At 59.2% G+C, this 17359-nt stretch carries 18 protein-coding genes; 7 read left to right on the top strand and 11 right to left on the bottom strand.

The genetic code is table 11. The features are described 5' to 3' along the window. Positions 1–6 precede the first annotated feature (6 nt). Complete coding sequence (dapA, locus tag ACM6IQ_RS19730; RefSeq protein WP_017336975.1) at positions 7–885, bottom strand: 4-hydroxy-tetrahydrodipicolinate synthase; 879 nt, start codon at positions 883–885, stop codon at positions 7–9. A gap of 328 nt (positions 886–1213) precedes the next feature. Here dapA and ACM6IQ_RS19725 point away from each other — a divergent pair, with 328 nt between their 5' ends. Beyond that, a complete protein-coding gene (locus ACM6IQ_RS19725) occupies positions 1214–1774 on the top strand; it encodes a glycine cleavage system protein R (protein WP_017336973.1) in 561 nt (186 codons plus the stop codon). A gap of 10 nt (positions 1775–1784) precedes the next feature. Beyond that, a complete protein-coding gene (locus tag ACM6IQ_RS19720) occupies positions 1785–2258 on the top strand; it encodes a peroxiredoxin (RefSeq protein ID WP_008034924.1) in 474 nt (157 codons plus the stop codon). Positions 2259–2417: 159 nt separating this feature from the next. On the opposite strand, the gene ACM6IQ_RS19715 is transcribed toward ACM6IQ_RS19720, so the two are convergent. Both ACM6IQ_RS19715 and ACM6IQ_RS19710 read right to left on the bottom strand, forming a co-directional pair. Beyond that, positions 2418–3488 (bottom strand): AI-2E family transporter, encoded by a 1071-nt coding sequence (locus ACM6IQ_RS19715; protein WP_017336972.1) that lies wholly within the window; start codon positions 3486–3488, stop codon positions 2418–2420. A 32-nt stretch (positions 3489–3520) separates the two neighbouring features. Then, positions 3521–3760, bottom strand: coding sequence for a sulfurtransferase TusA family protein (locus tag ACM6IQ_RS19710; RefSeq protein WP_017336971.1), 240 nt, complete (start codon positions 3758–3760; stop codon positions 3521–3523). 98 nt (positions 3761–3858) lie between these two features. Here ACM6IQ_RS19710 and ACM6IQ_RS19705 point away from each other — a divergent pair, with 98 nt between their 5' ends. Further along, complete coding sequence (locus ACM6IQ_RS19705) at positions 3859–5292, top strand: M48 family metalloprotease (RefSeq protein ID WP_017336970.1); 1434 nt, start codon at positions 3859–3861, stop codon at positions 5290–5292. A 66-nt stretch (positions 5293–5358) separates the two neighbouring features. On the opposite strand, the gene ACM6IQ_RS19700 is transcribed toward ACM6IQ_RS19705, so the two are convergent. The 4 genes from ACM6IQ_RS19700 to rpoE all read right to left on the bottom strand — a co-directional run bounded on the left by ACM6IQ_RS19700 (position 5359) and on the right by rpoE (position 9132). Next, positions 5359–6786, bottom strand: a complete 1428-nt coding sequence (locus tag ACM6IQ_RS19700; protein WP_017336969.1) for a DegQ family serine endoprotease — start codon at positions 6784–6786, stop codon at positions 5359–5361. Positions 6787–6967: 181 nt separating this feature from the next. Next, positions 6968–7924 carry a MucB/RseB C-terminal domain-containing protein gene (locus ACM6IQ_RS19695; protein ID WP_414879598.1) on the bottom strand — a complete coding sequence of 319 codons (957 nt, stop codon included), beginning with the start codon at positions 7922–7924 and terminating at the stop codon, positions 6968–6970. A gap of 8 nt (positions 7925–7932) precedes the next feature. Then, positions 7933–8520 carry a sigma-E factor negative regulatory protein gene (locus ACM6IQ_RS19690; RefSeq protein WP_017336967.1) on the bottom strand — a complete coding sequence of 196 codons (588 nt, stop codon included), beginning with the start codon at positions 8518–8520 and terminating at the stop codon, positions 7933–7935. 30 nt (positions 8521–8550) lie between these two features. Beyond that, on the bottom strand, positions 8551–9132 hold the full coding sequence (gene rpoE / locus ACM6IQ_RS19685; RefSeq protein ID WP_003172477.1) for an RNA polymerase sigma factor RpoE: 582 nt from the start codon (positions 9130–9132) through the stop codon (positions 8551–8553). A 557-nt stretch (positions 9133–9689) separates the two neighbouring features. On the opposite strand from rpoE, the gene nadB reads away from it, so the two are divergent. Continuing rightward, entirely contained in the window at positions 9690–11306 is a 1617-nt protein-coding gene (gene nadB / locus ACM6IQ_RS19680) for an L-aspartate oxidase (protein WP_414879597.1), read from the top strand. Here nadB and ACM6IQ_RS19675 read toward each other — a convergent pair. Continuing rightward, on the bottom strand, positions 11275–11727 hold the full coding sequence (locus ACM6IQ_RS19675; protein WP_414879596.1) for a protein YgfX: 453 nt from the start codon (positions 11725–11727) through the stop codon (positions 11275–11277). The two genes, nadB and ACM6IQ_RS19675, sit on opposite strands and share 32 nt — an antisense overlap. Continuing rightward, positions 11711–11965 carry a succinate dehydrogenase assembly factor 2 gene (locus ACM6IQ_RS19670; protein WP_007944081.1) on the bottom strand — a complete coding sequence of 85 codons (255 nt, stop codon included), beginning with the start codon at positions 11963–11965 and terminating at the stop codon, positions 11711–11713. The genes ACM6IQ_RS19675 and ACM6IQ_RS19670 overlap by 17 nt, the downstream gene beginning before the upstream one ends. A 150-nt stretch (positions 11966–12115) precedes the next feature. On the opposite strand from ACM6IQ_RS19670, the gene ACM6IQ_RS19665 reads away from it, so the two are divergent. Together ACM6IQ_RS19665 and ACM6IQ_RS19660 are read left to right on the top strand one after the other, a co-directional pair. Next, positions 12116–13057 (top strand): YgfZ/GcvT domain-containing protein, encoded by a 942-nt coding sequence (locus tag ACM6IQ_RS19665; protein WP_414879595.1) that lies wholly within the window; start codon positions 12116–12118, stop codon positions 13055–13057. Between the two features lie 34 nt (positions 13058–13091). After that, positions 13092–13913 (top strand): HDOD domain-containing protein, encoded by an 822-nt coding sequence (locus ACM6IQ_RS19660; protein WP_414879594.1) that lies wholly within the window; start codon positions 13092–13094, stop codon positions 13911–13913. Between the two features lie 19 nt (positions 13914–13932). Here ACM6IQ_RS19660 and ACM6IQ_RS19655 read toward each other — a convergent pair whose 3' ends face one another. Together ACM6IQ_RS19655 and ACM6IQ_RS19650 are read right to left on the bottom strand one after the other, a co-directional pair. Further along, entirely contained in the window at positions 13933–15318 is a 1386-nt protein-coding gene (locus ACM6IQ_RS19655; RefSeq protein ID WP_414879593.1) for a sensor histidine kinase, read from the bottom strand. Further along, entirely contained in the window at positions 15311–15982 is a 672-nt protein-coding gene (locus ACM6IQ_RS19650; protein ID WP_084322654.1) for a response regulator, read from the bottom strand. Before ACM6IQ_RS19650 ends, ACM6IQ_RS19655 begins: the two co-directional genes overlap by 8 nt. 390 nt (positions 15983–16372) lie before the next feature. Between ACM6IQ_RS19650 and ACM6IQ_RS19645 the strand changes: the two genes are divergently transcribed. Beyond that, positions 16373–17350 (top strand): Bug family tripartite tricarboxylate transporter substrate binding protein, encoded by a 978-nt coding sequence (locus ACM6IQ_RS19645; protein ID WP_414879592.1) that lies wholly within the window; start codon positions 16373–16375, stop codon positions 17348–17350. Positions 17351–17359 lie beyond the last annotated feature (9 nt).

Raw genomic sequence — 17359 nt, 5'->3', positions numbered from 1 at the left:
CCTCAATTAAACCAGGACGCTGCACTGGCGCAGAGCCGTGCGGAGCGTTTCATGACAAGGTGCGCTCAGCCAGGTCAGCGGCAGGCGAATGCCTTCGTGCATCAGGCCCATTTCAACCAAAGCCCACTTCACCGGAATCGGGTTGGCTTCGATGAACAGGTCCTTGTGCAGCGGCATCAGTTTTTCGTTGATTGCCCGAGCGGTCTCGGCATCGCCCTTGAGCGCGGCCTCGCACAGATCGGCCATTTCGCGTGGAGCAACGTTGGCGGTGACGGAAATGTTGCCCTTGCCGCCCAGCAGGATCAGTTCGACGGCGGTCGGATCATCGCCGGACAGCACGATGAAGTCCTTGCTCACGCCATCGAGGATTGCCTTGGCGCGCTTCATGTCGCCGGTAGCTTCCTTGATACCGATGATGTTCGGCACGGTAGACAGGCGAATCACGGTCTCGGCCTGCATGTCGCAGGAGGTGCGGCCAGGAACGTTATAGAGAATCTGTGGGATGTCGACCGCTTCGGCAATGTGCTTGAAGTGCTGGTACAAACCTTCCTGAGTCGGTTTGTTGTAGTACGGAACGACCAGCAGGCAGGCGTCGGCACCGGCCTCTTTGGCATTACGGGTCAGTTCGACGGCTTCGCGGGTCGAATTGGCACCCGTACCGGCGATGACCGGAATACGGCCGTTGACCTGTTTGACCACGGCACGGATGACAGCGATGTGCTCGTTGACGTCGAGGGTCGCCGACTCGCCGGTAGTACCGACCGCGACAATGGCATGGGTGCCGTTTTCAAGGTGGAAGTCCACGAGTTTGCTGAGGCTGTCCCAGTCAAGACGCCCTTGTGCATCCATGGGTGTGACCAGTGCCACCATACTGCCCGCAATCATGAAACCGCTCCTGCCGGAAAAAGAGAGCCGTAATGGTACTGGCGCCAAGATGCTTGTACAAGCGAAGTACTGCGCTGCTGCCATTCCCCTTGGCGCTGCTTTTCGCTACCCTTCAGACTTTGATCGGTACTGACATGCTCGTACGCCGGGTTTCAGCCTCCATTTTCGGCATCACAAGCCCCGATCCAGCGTTGCCACCCTTCGCTCTTGCCTTGATAGAGCACGTTGCAACCTTCGGCCCGGGTTTTCTGAATTCGCATCCGCAGGCTCGCCCCCGGTAAAAAAAGCCCGTAGAAGTATCGACCGCTCATCGCTTTAGGAATGCTGCATGTCCACCCCCACAGTTCGCGAACAATTCCTTGTCATCAGTGCCCTCGGCGCCAACCCCATGGAGCTGACTAACGTCCTGTGCCGCGCCAGCCATGAAAACCGCTGCGCCGTGGTCACCTCTCGCCTGACCCGCCATGGCGAGTGCAGTGCGTTGATCCTCGAGATCTCCGGCAGCTGGGACGCCCTGGCGCGTCTCGAAGGCAGCTTGCCGACCCTCGCCAAGAAACACGCCTTCACGGTCAACGTGGTGCGCAGCGCGGCGCTGGAGAATCGTCCACAGGCCCTGCCGTACGTCGCCTACGTCAGCTCGGCGTACCGCTCGGACATCATCAACGAGCTGTGCCAGTTCTTCATGGACCACAACGTCGAGCTGGAAAACCTGACCTGTGACACGTATCAGGCGCCGCAAACCGGCGGCACCATGCTCAATGCCACGTTTACCGTGACCTTGCCGGCCGGTGTGCAGATCAGCTGGCTGCGCGATCAGTTCCTGGATTTCGCCGACGCGCTGAACCTGGATGCCCTGATCGAACCGTGGCGCCCACAAAACCCAATGTAAGGAAGCTTTCATGGCCGTTGCCATCGACCAACCGGTTGCCGACTTCGAAGCCCCCGCCACCAGCGGGCAGACCGTCAGTCTCGCGAGCCTCAAAGGCAAGCAAGTGGTCATCTACTTCTATCCGAAGGACAGCACGCCGGGTTGCACGACCCAAGGCCAGGGCTTTCGTGATCAGCTCGACGCCTTTAAAGCGGCCAACACCGAAGTCTTCGGCGTGTCGCGTGACAGCCTGAAATCTCACGAGAACTTCAAGGCCAAGCAAGCGTTCACCTTCGAGCTGATCAGCGACAAGGAAGAAGCGCTGTGCCAGCTGTTTGATGTGATCAAGCTGAAGAAGCTTTATGGCAAGGAATACATGGGTGTTGATCGCAGCACGTTCCTGATCGACAAGAATGGTGTGCTGCGTCAGGAATGGCGGGGCGTGAAGGTGCCGGGGCATGTGGACGCTGTTCTGGCGGCGGCTCAGGCGCTGAACAAGGCCTAATTATCTGGCGCCTGTTCTGGCGCTTTCGCGAGCAAACCTGCTCCCACATTCGATCGCATTCTTACAGGAAGAACTCGGTTGAATGTGTTTGCGGGCTTGCTCCGGGCCGCGTTCCGACGAAGAGCCCCTTACCCTCACTGAAAAAATCAGGGTGATCCGTTAAAGCAGCGGCGCCACTACCGGCTCCTTGCGCGGCCAGGCATCCAGCACCGCCTTGAACAACGTCGCCAGCGGAATCGCGAAGAACACTCCCCAAAAGCCCCACAACCCGCCAAACAACAGTACCGCGCAAATGATCGCCACCGGATGCAGGTTGACCGCTTCCGAAAACAGCAGCGGTACCAGCACGTTGCCGTCCAGCACCTGGATGATTCCGTAAACCGCCATCAGATAGATGAACTGGTCGCTCCAGCCCCACTGGAACAACGCAATCAACAGTACCGGCACCGTCACGACTACCGCGCCGACGTAGGGCACCACGACCGACACACCCACCAACAGCGCCAGCAGCGCCGCGTAGTTGAGCCCCAGCACGACAAACCCGATGTAGGTCGCACCACCGCAGATAAAGATTTCGATGACCTTGCCGCGAATGTAGTTGGCGATCTGCCGGTTCATTTCATGAGCGACGCGAGTAATCAACGCGCGCTCGCGAGGCAGGTAACCGCGTACCCACTGGCCAATCATTTCCCGGTCCTTGAGGAAGAAGAACACCAGGATCGGCACCAATACCAGGTAGATCATGATGTTCACCAGCAGCGGTAGACTCGACAGCGAAAACGTCAGCGCCCACTGGCCGAACTTGCCGATCTCACCCCGTGCAACTTCGATGGCTTGCAGCACCTGTTCATCAGACACCAGGTGCGGGTAGCGTTCGGGCAGCAGCAATAACAACGATTGCCACTTGGCGAGCATGCCCGGCAGTTCATTGAACAGCGTGATCAGCTGATGCCAGAGCAACGGCACAACGATCACGATGAACACCAGCAAAACACCCATGAACAACGCAAACACCAGCCCCACGGCCACCCCGCCCGGCATGCGCAAGCGCTCAAGGGTCACCACCAGTCCCTGCATCAGATACGCCAACACCATACCGGCGAGCACTGGCGCGAGCATGCCGCCCAGCGTCAGGACGGCGGTAAACGCCAGAAACAGCAAAACCGCGAGCACCACGGCTTCTTCGTCGGAAAAATAGCGCTGAATCCAGTCGCGTAACACCTTGAACATCAAAAATCCCTTAGAAACGAATGCGCCAGGTTTCAGGCTTTCTTCAACCAGTAGCGGTAAACGCCCGCTTCATCTTCTTCACGAAGCAGCGTATGACCGGCCAAACGGGCAAAGGTGCGAAAGTCACGCTGCGAGCCCGCATCGGTGGCGATCACCTTGAGCACCGCGCCGCTGGTCATGCGATTGAGTTCCAGCTTGGCCTTGAGCAACGGCAACGGACAATTCAGGCCGCTGGCGTCCAGTTCGGCGTCATGGTCTACAGCGTCGGTCATTGCATCACTCCGGGTCATGTGGTCGAGGGGCTTAGAATATCTGGTCCGAAGCGTACTGTCCGGCTACAGTAAGGTCTTTGTCGACTAAGGCTTTGTGCATGACTTTTTTGCGCCCTACCCTGCTGACGCTCGCTTGCCTGCTTGCCTCACCAGGCTTCGCCGACGACCTGCCGTCACTCGGGGACGCCAGTTCTGCCATTGTCTCGCCACAACAGGAATACCAGTTGGGCCGTGCCTGGCTGGCGCTGCTGCGCAGTCAGGTTTCCCAGCTCAACGATCCGCAGCTCAAGGATTACGTCGAATCCAGCGTCTACCGTCTGGTGGAGACAAGCCAGGTCAACGACCGCCGCCTGGAATTCATCCTGATCAACAGCCCACAACTCAACGCCTTTGCGGCGCCGGGCGGGATTGTCGGGGTCAACGGCGGTTTGTTCCTTAATGCCCAGACCGAGGGTGAATACGCCTCGGTACTTGCCCACGAACTGGCTCACTTGTCGCAGCGCCACTTTGCACGTGGCGTCGAAGCGCAACAGCGCATGCAGGTGCCGATGATGGCTGCGCTACTGGCCGGCATCGTGATTGCCGCTGCCGGTGCGGGCGATGCCGGGATCGCGGCCATTGCGGGCACACAGGCGGCGGCGATTCAGGAACAGCGACGCTTTTCGCGCCAGAACGAACAAGAGGCCGACCGCATCGGCATCCTTAACCTTGAGAAAGCCGGTTACGATCCACGCTCGATGCCAACCATGTTCGAGCGGCTGGCGCGCCAATACCGTTTCGACGCCAAGCCGCCGGAATTCCTGCTGACTCACCCGGTGACTGAATCGCGGATCGCCGACACCCGTAACCGCGCCGAACAGGCCAAACCGGGCGGTATTGAAGACTCCATGCGTTATCAACTGATTCGCGCGCGGGTCCAACTGATCTACGAGGAAACCCCAGGCCTGGGCGCCAAACGCTTTCGCGCCCAGCTGGATGAGAACCCAAAAAACGATGTCGCACGCTATGGCCTGGCCATCGCCCAGATCAAGGGTGGCCAACTGAATGAGGCACGTGAAAACCTCAAGTTGCTGCTGGCCAAGTCGCCGAACGAGATCATCTACAACCTGGCGCAGATCGATCTGGACATCACCAACAATCGCCTGCCGGATGCTCAGACCCGGGTCGACCGGATGCTGACTCAGTATCCGGGCAACTATCCGCTGAATCAGGTGCGCGTCGATTTATTGCTCAAGCAGAACCGTGCGCCCGAAGCGGAAAAGGCACTGGAAACCCTGCTCAAGAGCCGCCCGGATGATCCGGACGTCTGGTACATGGTGGCTGAAACCCGCGGCCTGTCAGGCAACATCATTGGCCTGCATCAGGCTCGCGCCGAGTACTTTGCACTGGTCGGCGACTACCGCCAGGCCATCCAGCAACTGGACTTCGCCAAGCGCAAGGCCGGAACCAACTTCCCACTGTCTTCGCGGATCGACGCTCGCCAACGGGAGCTGATGGAGCAGGAGCGGATGATCAAGGACATGATGGGCTGACGCTTTTCAACAGGCACAAAAAAACCGCCTCTTTCGAGGCGGTTTTTTATTCAGCCGACAACCGGTTTATTCAGCCAGTTTGAAGGTGATGAAGCTGGCGCGATTTTGACGCAGAACCCGCATCGACACCGAGCGGTTCTTCGGCAGCGCCTTGGCGATATCAGTGAACTCCTTGGTGGAACCAATCGCCTGATTGTTCAGGTGAGTGATAACGTCGCCCGGCTGCAAACCAATCATGGAAGCAGGACCGTCCTGGACTTCCTTGATCACCACACCACCTTTGAGGTCGTAGGTTTTCTTCTGCTCGTCGGTCAGCTCTGCCACGGAAACACCCAGGCGATTGCTGCTGCGCTCAATACTGGATTTCGGCAATGCGTCCAGCTCTTTGCCTTCTTCCGGGATAGCGCCGACCGTCAGCTCGACATTCTTGCGCTTGCCTTCACGGATCACTTCCAGGTTGGCTTTCGAGCCAGCTTTCAGTGCGCCCACCAGGTGCGGCAGATCTGCTGACATGACGATCGGTTGATCGTTCATGCTCAGGATCACGTCGCCCACTTGCAGACCACCCTTGGCTGCCGGGCCATCGTCCTGGATCTGAGCCACCAGCGCACCGGCCGGTTTTTCAAGACCGAACGACTCGGCCAGATCCTTGTTCACTTCCTGAATGACAACGCCCAACCAGCCACGGCTGACTTTGCCGCCGCTTTTCAGCTGATTGGATACGTCCATGGCTACGTCGATAGGAATCGCGAACGACACGCCCATGAAGCCGCCGGAACGGGTGTAGATCTGTGAGTTGATCCCGACGACTTCGCCCGCCAGGTTGAACAGCGGTCCACCGGAGTTGCCCGGGTTGATCGGCACGTCGGTCTGGATGAACGGTACATAGTTTTCGTTCGGCAGACTGCGACCGACAGCGCTGACGATGCCCTGAGTCACGGTATGGTCGAAACCGAATGGCGAGCCGATTGCGACCACCCACTGGCCGGCCTTCAGGTCTTGGGATTTGCCAAGTTTGAGAACCGGCAGATCCTTGCCTTCGATTTTCAGCAAGGCCACGTCGGAACGTGGATCGGTGCCGACCAGCTTGGCTTTCAGCTCACTGCGGTCAGCCAGACGAACGAGAATTTCGTCGGCATCGGCGATCACATGATTGTTGGTAAGGATGTAGCCGTCAGACGAGATGATGAACCCCGAACCCAACGACTGGGCTTCGCGCTGGCGATCACCGCGAGGTGAACGCGACTGTGGTGGCATGCCACGCTCGAAGAATTCGCGCAACATCGGCGGCAAGCCTTCGAGGTCAGGCATCTGCTCGCTCACTTTGCGATCCGGCAGCTTCTGCGTGGTACTGATGTTCACCACAGCAGGCGAGGCCTGTTCGACCAGTTGCGTAAAATCAGGCAACTCGACTGCTTGAGCAGCGACCGCCTGACCGAGCACCAGTACAGTGGCAAAAATGGAGAGGTAAGACTTCAAGCGTGGTATCGACATACGGCTCCCGTTACGACGAGCATGGTTAAGCGATATGGAGCAAGGAACACCGGGAACGATACGCCGGTATTTTTGTTCCGGGAACAACAAACAAGGCCAGAGCCGAGGGGCTCTGACCTATAAAAAATTATGGGGATATTTGCAAATTGAAATGCTCACCAAACATTTCGATATCAGCTCACTACTGGGTTGCAGTGGCATCATTGCGCATGGACAGCGCAATCCGTTCAGCGGTGCCAACAGGAATTTCACCGACCACGGTAACCATCATATCGCCTTGGGGCGTTGTCAAGCGCCGGGATACGGCGACGGTCGGGCCCAACTGAGTGCGAGTATCTGTGACCTTTGCACCATTCAGTGGCTCAAGGAACACCGAGAAACGGGCCAGACCATCGTCATACATCAGACTGTTGACCTGGGTTTTTGTCTCTGGATCCTTGCGCGAGGTACTGCTGGTCAGCTCGAAGCCTGCAGGCAGCCAATCCGAATGCCAGCTCTGGGCAACCTTGACCGCTGAAGCCTTGTCGCTGTCGAGAGCGACGGTTTTGCAATCACTGCCAGGCTGCAGATCACTGTCGGACGGAATACCAGAGGTATCCATCTGCGTGAACTGGAAGCGCTCCAGCAACTGCCCCTTATCGTTCAGGAGCAACGATTTGAGCGGCAATCCGGTTTCTTTGTCCAGGTGCAGTTCAAACCCATACCGGTGCTGATCGCGCGGTTTCAGGGAAACGATTACCGCAGCACGCCCGGCAACACGCGACTTGCCGATGACGGCAAGGTCGTACCAATTCTTGAGCTTCTGTGGATCTAGAGCACGAGCAGCGGAATTGCGGGAGTCCCCAAGTCCTGCGATCAGGGTGCCGCTGACGCATTGAGTATGCCCATCAATGCGCACGACTTCCTGAGCAGAGCCATCAAGCTGGAGTAAACGCTCGCGGACCTTGCCATCCTGGACGCGGTGCCAGATGTTGTGGGTAGAAAAACTACCGTTTCGCTCGTAGACAAAAGTACCGTGAAAGCTTTGCTGTTGCTCGGCCTGACCAAGACGGGTCAACCAGTCCTGGGCTTCATCGGCGTGGGCTGGAACAATGAACCAGCCACCGAGCAGAAGCGAAAGTAGAGGTATGGCGCGCATGATCCTCCTTAACGGTTTTCCAGGCTTGCTGCACGAGCGTAAGGCAGAGCGCTCTCAGTACCTTTCAGTGCAGCCTGTTGAGCATGTTGGCGCAAGTAGCCTGGCAAACGTTGATCGTGCCAGCCCGGCTGACCTTGCAAAACGCCGTTGGCCATAGGACCAGTGGCTTCCGAACTCTCATTATAGCCGGCCAATACAGCTGGACCCTTGACCTGAGGAACGGCCAGACTCGGTTGGCTGGAATGCTGAGCCAGCTCGACACCCGCGATCTCGTCCTGGTTGTACAGACGAACACCTGCCAATACGGCAACGGTGACGGATGCTGCAACTGCCAGACGACCCAGGCTGCGCCATGGACCACGGGAAGCTTTTGCCGGTACGGCTTCGTCAGCCAGCGCAGCGGAAACGGCCGCGGCGATATCCAGGCGTGGAAGCAGCAGATCCTTATGCATCACTGCCCGAGCGATCTGATAACGAGCCCATGTTTCACGGGTTTCAACATCGTCAAAGGCATTCAACACCCGACGCAATTCCAATTCGTCCGCTTCGTTATCCATCACTGCGGACAGCGATTCCTGCAGGGCTTCACGACTCATGGCGTTCCTCTCTTGGCTGTCGCCGCTGTCTCAGTTTTCCTGCAACAACGGCTGCAGGGCTTTATCGATGGCCTCCCGAGCGCGGAAAATCCGGGAGCGCACGGTACCCACCGGACATTGCATGACGCTCGCAATGTCCTCGTAACTCAGACCATCGAATTCACGTAAAGTTAAAGCCGTACGCAAATCTTCTGGCAGTTGCTGAATGGTTCGATGGACGGTGCCTTCGATCTCATCCCGCAGCAATGCACGTTCTGGCGACTCGAGATCCTTGAGGCCATGATCGCCATCGTAGAACTCTGCATCCTCGGAACTGACATCACTATCCGGCGGCCGACGGCCGCGTGAAACCAGATAGTTTTTCGCCGTGTTGATGGCGATGCGGTAAAGCCACGTATAAAACGCGCTGTCTCCGCGAAAATTTCCAAGTGCACGGTATGCCTTGATAAAGGCTTCCTGTGCCACATCCTGGGCTTCATGGGTGTCGTGCACGAAACGCACGATCAACCCGAGAATTTTGTGCTGGTATTTCAGCACTAGCAGATCGAAAGCTCGCTTGTCGCCGCGCTGAACGCGCTCGACGAGCTGCTGATCCTCTTCCTGGGTTAGCATGAACTCTCCTCGATAAGCTCGGAGGAAGCTTGCATAACTAAACGACCAGACTTGCAAACATAGACTCGGGCTTTTCGCAAAAGTTCTCCCCCTCCAAGCAAGTTTCCTGCGGGCTCTGATTGGCACGCACGAAAAGCGCAGCTCGAGCTAACCCGGCTGCGCGAATAATCTTGTCATCGGATTCGACAGCAAGGATCAATCCGCAATCCCACGCTGAAGCCGACACTGTCCCTTGATTCAGGCAACGGTCTATTGATCTTGGGCCTTTGGCAAAAGTTCCAAATATTTATAGCTGTGCCATACCGACATTGTGCAACCCTGAACGGAAAAAGACTGTTAAATCCACGATACAGTCTTCTTGTCGCCGAACGGGTCGAAAAACCATCCGACGAAACGTCAGGTCTTTTCTGTCACTGTAGTTTCACAATGCCATGTCAGCCCGGCTATTGTGCCGCTCCCCCCCTCTATATACTAGTGGGCTGTGTGGCCGCCTTGACTCCTCGTTCCAGTAGTCTGGCGCCAACCCCGACCCGGGTCGCTTTGAGCGGAATCCTGAAATGAGCCAACAGTTTCAACACGATGTTCTGGTCATTGGCAGCGGTGCAGCCGGTTTGAGTCTTGCGCTGACCTTGCCCGATCATTTGCGTATCGCCGTACTGAGCAAGGGCGACCTCGCCAATGGCTCGACATTCTGGGCCCAGGGCGGTGTCGCTGCCGTTCTGGACGACACCGATACCGTTGAGTCCCACGTCGATGACACCCTCAACGCCGGCGGCGGCCTGTGCCACGAAGATGCTGTGCGCTTTACCGTCGAGCACAGCAAAGAAGCCATTCAATGGCTGATCGATCAGGGCGTACCCTTTACCCGCGATGAGCAGTCCGGCACCGAGGACGGGGGGTTCGAGTTCCATCTGACCCGCGAAGGCGGTCACAGCCATCGGCGCATCATTCACGCCGCCGACGCCACGGGCGCAGCGATTTTCAGAACCCTGCTCGACAAAGCCAGACAACGTCCCAACATCGAACTGCTGGAACAGCGCGTCGCGATCGACCTGATCACCGAGAAACGCCTGGGCCTGGACGGCGACCGCTGCCTCGGCGCCTACGTGCTCAATCGCGGCACAGGCGAAGTCGACACCTACGGCGCACGCTTCGTGATCCTCGCGTCCGGCGGTGCCGCCAAGGTCTACCTCTATACCAGCAACCCCGACGGTGCCTGCGGCGATGGCATCGCCATGGCCTGGCGTTCGGGCTGCCGGGTGGCGAACCTGGAGTTCAACCAGTTCCACCCAACCTGCCTGTATCACCCACAGGCCAAAAGCTTCCTCATCACCGAGGCGTTGCGTGGTGAAGGCGCCCACCTGAAACTGCCCAACGGCGAACGTTTCATGCAGCGTTTCGACCCCCGCGCCGAGCTTGCGCCACGGGACATCGTCGCCCGGGCGATCGACCATGAGATGAAACGGCTCGGTATCGACTGCGTTTATCTGGACATCAGTCATAAACCCGAAGCCTTCATCAAGACACACTTCCCGACGGTGTACGAGCGTTGCCTCGAGTTTTCCATCGATATCACCAAGCAACCGATCCCGGTGGTTCCCGCGGCGCACTACACCTGCGGCGGCGTGATGGTCGATCAGCAAGGTCGCACCGACGTGCCGGGGCTGTATGCGATTGGCGAAACCAGTTTCACCGGCCTGCACGGCGCCAACCGCATGGCCAGTAACTCGCTGCTGGAATGCTTCGTTTACGCGCGCTCGGCGGCTGCAGACATTCTTGAACAGTTGCCTCAGGTTTCGATTCCCGCCGCCCTGCCCGTCTGGGACGCGAGCCAGGTCACCGACTCGGATGAAGACGTGATCATTGCGCACAACTGGGATGAACTGCGGCGATTCATGTGGGACTACGTTGGCATCGTGCGCACCAACAAGCGCCTGCAAAGGGCGCAGCACCGCGTGCAGTTGTTGCTGGATGAAATCGACGAGTTCTACAGCAACTACAAGGTCAGCCGGGATTTGATCGAACTGCGTAACCTGGCCCAGGTCGCCGAGTTGATGATTCTGTCAGCCATGGAGCGCAAGGAAAGTCGCGGCCTGCATTACACCCTCGACTACCCGAACATGCTGCCGGTTGCGCTGGACACTATTCTGGTGCCACCCACCTACGCCGACTGAACGTAAGCCGGACCCGCAGGCGTCGGTGCAGATCCGCCGCCTGCGAATCCCGTGGCACGCAAATCGACCGGATCCGCCGCTCGCCCCGCAAACGAAAACGCAACACCACGACCAACGGCAACGCCAGGCTGTCCCGCCGCAGTTGAATCGCCTGCCAACCGGCCGCCTCATTCCACATCTGCCAGCCATCGGCATCGCGACGCAAGCCACTGAACGCCTGCGGATGTGTCAGCAAAATCTGCCTTGGCAATGCCCAAATGCCATGCGCCAGGCAGCAAAAAGCGCCGAGCAAACTGGCCCAGACCGGTATGGAAAGCAAAAACAGCGAACCCAGTGCGAAGAACTGGGCCAACAGATACGCCGCCAGCAACTGCCGTGAGGCATGCCAGCGGCATTCGAACCCATTACTTGGGCTGGACACGATCCAGGATCATGCGAACCATGCGCTGAAGCTCCGGGTCTTCCGATTCGGCGCGTTCCATGAACCAGCCGAACATGTCCTGATCTTCGCATTCGAGCAGCTTGCGGTAGCAATCGCGGTCGACATCATTGAGGTGCGGGTAGACCTCTTTCACGAACGGCACCAGCAACACGTCAAGTTCAAGCATGCCGCGGCGGCTGTGCCAGTAGAGGCGATTCAGTTCAACATCTTCGACCATGGAGCGCTCCTCAAATAGGCGGCAAGTATACAGCCCCGGACACCATCGAACAGTCGGCTTTGGTCGGGCACTGCCGAGCTTTTGTGAACTACCCATTTCATGGGCGCCCCCTTATGATGTCCCCCAGACTCTTTTACCCTGCGATGTCCCATGGCCGATTCTGCTTTTTTCTGCACCCTGTCTCACGAAGGCGTTCTCGCGGTCCGCGGCGCGGATGCCGGTAAATTTCTGCAAGGCCAACTGACCTGCAATCTCAACTACCTGAGCGACACCCAGGCCAGCCTCGGCGCCCGCTGCACCCAGAAAGGCCGGATGCAGTCGAGTTTCCGCATCCTGCTGCAGGGCGACGGCGTGCTCATGGCCATGGCCAGCGAGCTGCTGGAGCCGCAATTGGCGGACCTGAAAAAGTACGCGGTGTTCTCCAAATCCAAATTGACGGATGAAAGCGCCGCGTGGGTCCGCTTCGGCATCGACCATGGCGATGCTGCATTGACCAATCTGGGTCTGGAACTGCCGGCAGACACCGACAGCGTCGCGCGTAATGACGGGCTGATCGCCGTCCGCGTTTCGCCAGACCGTGCAGAACTCTGGGTTACCGCCGATCAGGCCGATGCCATCAAAAGCCGGTTATCCGCCCTGTTGACCGAAGGCGCTCTCAACGAATGGCTGCTGGGCCAGATCCGCGCAGGGATCGGCCAGGTCATGCCGAGCACCCGCGAGCTGTTCATTCCGCAAATGCTCAATCTGCAAGCCATCGGTGGCGTGAGCTTCAAAAAGGGTTGCTATACCGGCCAGGAAATCGTCGCGCGGATGCAGTACCTGGGCAAACTCAAGCGTCGCTTGTATCGCCTGAAGCTGGACGCCAGTGATTTGCCTGAGCCCGGCACGCAACTGTTCTCCCCGACCCACGGCAGTTCCATCGGCGAAGTGGTGCTCGCCGCACACACCGGACAAGACATTGAACTCCTGGCCGTGCTGCAAGCCGAAGCAGCAGAAAGCGGTGATGTTCACCTGGGCACACTCGAAGGGCCTGCCCTGCATTTGCTCGACCTGCCTTACGAACTGGATCGCGATCGTGAAATCCAGCGTTAACGGCAGCACTTGTCGCAACACCTAGAGAAAAGAAATGAGTGAGCTGGCGGATAAGGTCCAACAGGATTTGGTTGAGGCCATCGATAACGATGACCTGGTTCTGCCAACATTGCCGGAAGTGGCCCTGCAGATTCGCAAGGCCGCTGAAGACCCGGAAATCAGTGTCAGCACCCTGAGCAAAGTGATCGGTCGTGACACCGCGTTGTCGGCGCGCCTGATCAAAGTGGTCAACAGTCCACTCCTGCGCGCAACCCAGGAAGTCACTGACTTGCACACGGCCATTACGCGCCTGGGCGTCAACTACAGCAGCAACCTGGCCATTGGCCTGGTCATGGAGCAGATTTTCCACGCGCGTTCCGACGTGGTGGAAAAGAAGATGCGCGATGTCTGGCGCAAAAGCCTGGAAATCGCCGGCATCAGTTACGCGCTGTGCCGCAGCTACACGCAACTCAAACCTGATCAGGCGGCTCTCGGCGGGCTGGTGCATCAGATTGGCGTACTGCCGATTCTGACCTACGCCGAAGACCACTACGAACTGCTGTCGGACCCGGTCAGCCTCAACCATGTCATCGACCAGATTCACCCGTTGCTGGGCGACAAGCTGCTGCGGGTCTGGGAGTTTCCGGAAATGCTGGTACAGGTGCCGGGGTTGTATCTGGACTTCAAGCGTGAGTCCGAGCGCGTCGACTATGTGGATCTGGTGCAGGTGGCCAGTTTGTATTGCCACAAGGACACCGACCATCCCATTGCCCGTATCGACCCGCTCAGCGTGCCGGCCTTCAAGAGGCTGGGGATCGATCCGGAGAACGAGGCGATGTGCAGGGATCTGGAAGAATCGCGGTCGATGTTTTATTGATTGTTGTGGCGAGAGGAGCTTACCCCGCGATAAAACTCACCCGCACCTTCAACCCCGCCTGTTCACCGTCGTGCAGGCTGATCTGCGCCAGGTGTGCGCGGCAAATCTCGCCGACAATCGCCAACCCCAACCCCGAGCCGGCGACTTGCTGGTTACGTCGATAGAAGCGTTCGAACACCCGGTCGCGTTCTTCCAGTGGAATCCCCGGTCCATCATCCTCGACCTCCAGCACCGCCGGCGCCGAGACCCGCAAGATCACATTGCCGCCGGAAGGCGTATGGGCCAAGGCGTTATCCACCAGATTGCTCAATAGCTCGTTCAGCAGCGTCGGCTCACCACGCAGCCATACCGGCTCGTCCGCCTCCAACGCCAGCGCCACACCGCGGGCATGGGCCAGCGGCGCCATGGCCATGCCGAGCTCGCGGGCCAGCTGACTCAAGTCCAGCAACTGCGCGCCGCCCTCGGCGATCGCCCGCGCACCGTTCTCGACTCGCGCCAACGAGAGCAACTGATTGGCCAGATGGGTCAAGCGGTCCGTGCTTTGGGCCGCCGTTTCCAATGTGTTGCGCCAGGTCTCGGGTTCGGTCGAGCGCAGGCCCAGCTCAAGCCGGGCCTTGAGCGCCGCCAGTGGCGTGCGCAGTTCGTGGGCGGCATCGGCGATGAATTGCGCCTGTCGCTCGAACTGCCCACGCAGACGTTCGGTAAAGTGATTGAGCGCACGCACCAGCGGCCACAATTCGTGCTGCACTTCCACCAACGGCAGCGGCCGCAGATCGTCGGACTGCCGCTCTTCCACCGCCGTGCGCAAACGCTCCAATGGACGCAACGCCGCACTGACCGCAAACCACACCATCAGCAATGCGCCGACCGCCAGCATGCCCAATCGCAGCAACGTGTCTGCTGCCAGGCTGCGGGCCATGCTGACGCGCGCTTCATCGGTTTCCGCCACGCGGATTTCCGCCATGCCGTTCATGTTCGGCTCGCTCACGGGTTTGAGCAGGCTCACCACCCGCACGTTCTGCCCCTGATACGTTGCGTTGTAGAAACGTGCGAGCGCCGGATAGTCATCGGTGCGCGGCGTTCCCGGCGGCGGTGGCGGCAGGTTTTCGTAACCGGAGATCAACTTCTGATTGATGTCATTGACCAGATAGAAAATCCTCCCGGCGCTGTCGTAGGCGAAGGTATCGAGGGCGACGTAAGGCACATCGGCGCTCAGGCTGCCATCGCGCTGGGACACCCCGGCGGCGATGGTGCGTGCCGAAGCCAGCAAGGTCCGGTCGTACGCGGTGTCGGCAGCCTCGCGCCCGTTCCAATACGCGCTCAAACCACTGGCCAGCATCAACACCACCAGCAACAGCGCCAGATTCCACAACAACCGCCAGCGCAGGCTGCTGGGCTTATGCATCGCGGCTTTCCAGCAAATAGCCGAGCCCGCGGAAGGTCACGATAGCGACCGGTTGGCCGTCGAGTTTCTTGCGCAAGCGGTGGACGTAGATTTCGATGGCGTCGGGACTCGCCTCTTCATCGAGACCGAATACCTGGGCAGCCAGTTGCTCCTTGCTCATCACCCGACCGGGACGCGCTATCAGCGCTTCGAGCACCGCCTGTTCGCGAGAGGTCAGGGTCAGCAATTCTTCGCCAAGGGTGAAGCGCCGGGTGTCCAGATCGTAAGCCAGTACGCCGCAGGTCTGCTGGCGCTCGCCGCCGAGCACGCTGCGGCGCAGCAAGGCTTTGACCCGGGCTTCCAGTTCGGTGAGTTCGAAAGGCTTGGCCAGGTAGTCGTCAGCGCCAAGGTTCAAGCCATGGACCCGGTCCTTGACGTCGCTGCGCGCGGTCAACATCAGCACCGGCAGGTTCTTGCCCCGGGCCCGCAGGCGAGCCAGCACTTCGAAACCATCCATGCGCGGCAGGCCGACGTCGAGGATCGCCATCGCGTATTCCTCGCTACTCAAGGCCAGGTCGGCAGCCACTCCGTCATGCAGCACATCCACGGTCAGCCCGGTGCTCTTGAGCGCCTGGGCGACACTGTCGGCGAGTTGCAGATGGTCTTCGACGAGCAGAACACGCATGGATCTTTACCTCATTCAGGGATGTTCGACGCCATTCTTTGGCGCGGAGTTTACAGCCGCATCCGCCGCTGTGAAGCCCGAAAACCGTGAAAGCCCACTGAAAGGTTAGTGAAAGGTTCGACCGTTACAGTCGGCCCACGGATGGTTTCGACTGTAAGCCACCAACCTTGCTTTGAAATGTAGCTCCCGAAAAACGCCTTGATGCGTTTTCGCCAATAAGAACAATAACGAGGTACGTCGCCATGCTGTCCACACAGCTCCAGGTTTTCCCGCCGCGCCCCTTTTCTCGCTTCCCATCGTTTACGCTCGTCAGCGCCGTTTCCGGCTGCGCGACGCGAAACCGCTGCATCTGAAACATCCCCAAAAACAACAACTCCCGTGGAGAAAACAATGAACCGATCACTGCGCCGTTTCGTCCTCGCCGCCAGCTGCATGCTGGTTGCCGGCCAACTGATGGCCGAGCCGAAACGCCCGGAATGCATCGCCCCGGCCTCGCCTGGCGGCGGTTTCGACCTGACCTGCAAACTGGCGCAGAGCGCGCTGGTCAACGAAAAGCTGCTGACCAAACCGATGCGCGTGACCTACATGCCCGGCGGTGTCGGCGCGGTGGCGTACAACGCGGTGGTCGCTCAGCGTCCGGCCGATGCCGGCACGCTCGTGGCGTGGTCCAGCGGTTCGTTGCTGAACCTGGCCCAGGGCAAGTTCGGTCGTTTCGATGAAACCAACGTGCGCTGGCTGGCCGCCGTCGGCACCAGCTATGGCGCCATCGCGGTGAAAAGCGATTCGCCCTACAAGACTCTGGATGATCTCGTTCAGGCCCTGAAGAAGGATCCGAGCAAAGTGGTGATCGGTTCCGGCGGCACCGTCGGCAGCCAGGACTGGATGCAAACCGCGCTGATCGCCAAGGCCGCCGGAATCAACCCGCGCGATCTGCGTTACGTCGCCCTCGAAGGCGGCGGTGAAATCGCCACCGCCCTGCTCGGCGGCCATATCCAGGTCGGCAGCACCGACATCTCCGACTCCATGCCGCACATCCAGAGCGGTGACATGCGCCTGCTGGCGGTGTTCTCCGAGAAACGCCTGGACGAGCCGGAAATGAAAGACATCCCGACCGCCAAGGAGCAAGGCTACGACATCGTCTGGCCAGTGGTTCGCGGCTTCTACCTCGGGCCAAAAGTCAGCGATGAAGACTACGCCTGGTGGAAAGACTCCTTCGACAAACTGCTGGCGTCCCCCGAGTTCGCCAAGCTGCGCGATCAGCGTGAACTGTTCCCGTTCGCCATGACCGGCCCGGAACTGGACACCTACGTGAAGAAGCAGGTCGCGGACTACAAAGTGCTGGCCAAAGAGTTCGGCCTGATTCAGTGATCGCCTCTG

The sequence above is a fragment of the Pseudomonas sp. IT-P100 genome, assembly GCF_949767185.1.
Lineage (GTDB): Bacteria > Pseudomonadota > Gammaproteobacteria > Pseudomonadales > Pseudomonadaceae > Aquipseudomonas > Aquipseudomonas fluorescens_B.
Note: the sequence above shows the minus strand (reverse complement) of the source record. Positions and strands in the feature narration are given on the sequence as shown.

Coding starts and splice junctions, on each gene's coding strand:
- dapA (WP_017336975.1), bottom strand. CDS start 885: ATGATTGCGGGCAGTATGGTGGCACTGGTCACACCCATGGATGCACAA.
- ACM6IQ_RS19725 (WP_017336973.1), top strand. CDS start 1,214: ATGTCCACCCCCACAGTTCGCGAACAATTCCTTGTCATCAGTGCCCTC.
- ACM6IQ_RS19720 (WP_008034924.1), top strand. CDS start 1,785: ATGGCCGTTGCCATCGACCAACCGGTTGCCGACTTCGAAGCCCCCGCC.
- ACM6IQ_RS19715 (WP_017336972.1), bottom strand. CDS start 3,488: ATGTTCAAGGTGTTACGCGACTGGATTCAGCGCTATTTTTCCGACGAA.
- ACM6IQ_RS19710 (WP_017336971.1), bottom strand. CDS start 3,760: ATGACCGACGCTGTAGACCATGACGCCGAACTGGACGCCAGCGGCCTG.
- ACM6IQ_RS19705 (WP_017336970.1), top strand. CDS start 3,859: ATGACTTTTTTGCGCCCTACCCTGCTGACGCTCGCTTGCCTGCTTGCC.
- ACM6IQ_RS19700 (WP_017336969.1), bottom strand. CDS start 6,786: ATGTCGATACCACGCTTGAAGTCTTACCTCTCCATTTTTGCCACTGTA.
- ACM6IQ_RS19695 (WP_414879598.1), bottom strand. CDS start 7,924: ATGCGCGCCATACCTCTACTTTCGCTTCTGCTCGGTGGCTGGTTCATT.
- ACM6IQ_RS19690 (WP_017336967.1), bottom strand. CDS start 8,520: ATGAGTCGTGAAGCCCTGCAGGAATCGCTGTCCGCAGTGATGGATAAC.
- rpoE (WP_003172477.1), bottom strand. CDS start 9,132: ATGCTAACCCAGGAAGAGGATCAGCAGCTCGTCGAGCGCGTTCAGCGC.
- nadB (WP_414879597.1), top strand. CDS start 9,690: ATGAGCCAACAGTTTCAACACGATGTTCTGGTCATTGGCAGCGGTGCA.
- ACM6IQ_RS19670 (WP_007944081.1), bottom strand. CDS start 11,965: ATGGTCGAAGATGTTGAACTGAATCGCCTCTACTGGCACAGCCGCCGC.
- ACM6IQ_RS19665 (WP_414879595.1), top strand. CDS start 12,116: ATGGCCGATTCTGCTTTTTTCTGCACCCTGTCTCACGAAGGCGTTCTC.
- ACM6IQ_RS19660 (WP_414879594.1), top strand. CDS start 13,092: ATGAGTGAGCTGGCGGATAAGGTCCAACAGGATTTGGTTGAGGCCATC.
- ACM6IQ_RS19655 (WP_414879593.1), bottom strand. CDS start 15,318: ATGCATAAGCCCAGCAGCCTGCGCTGGCGGTTGTTGTGGAATCTGGCG.
- ACM6IQ_RS19650 (WP_084322654.1), bottom strand. CDS start 15,982: ATGCGTGTTCTGCTCGTCGAAGACCATCTGCAACTCGCCGACAGTGTC.
- ACM6IQ_RS19645 (WP_414879592.1), top strand. CDS start 16,373: ATGAACCGATCACTGCGCCGTTTCGTCCTCGCCGCCAGCTGCATGCTG.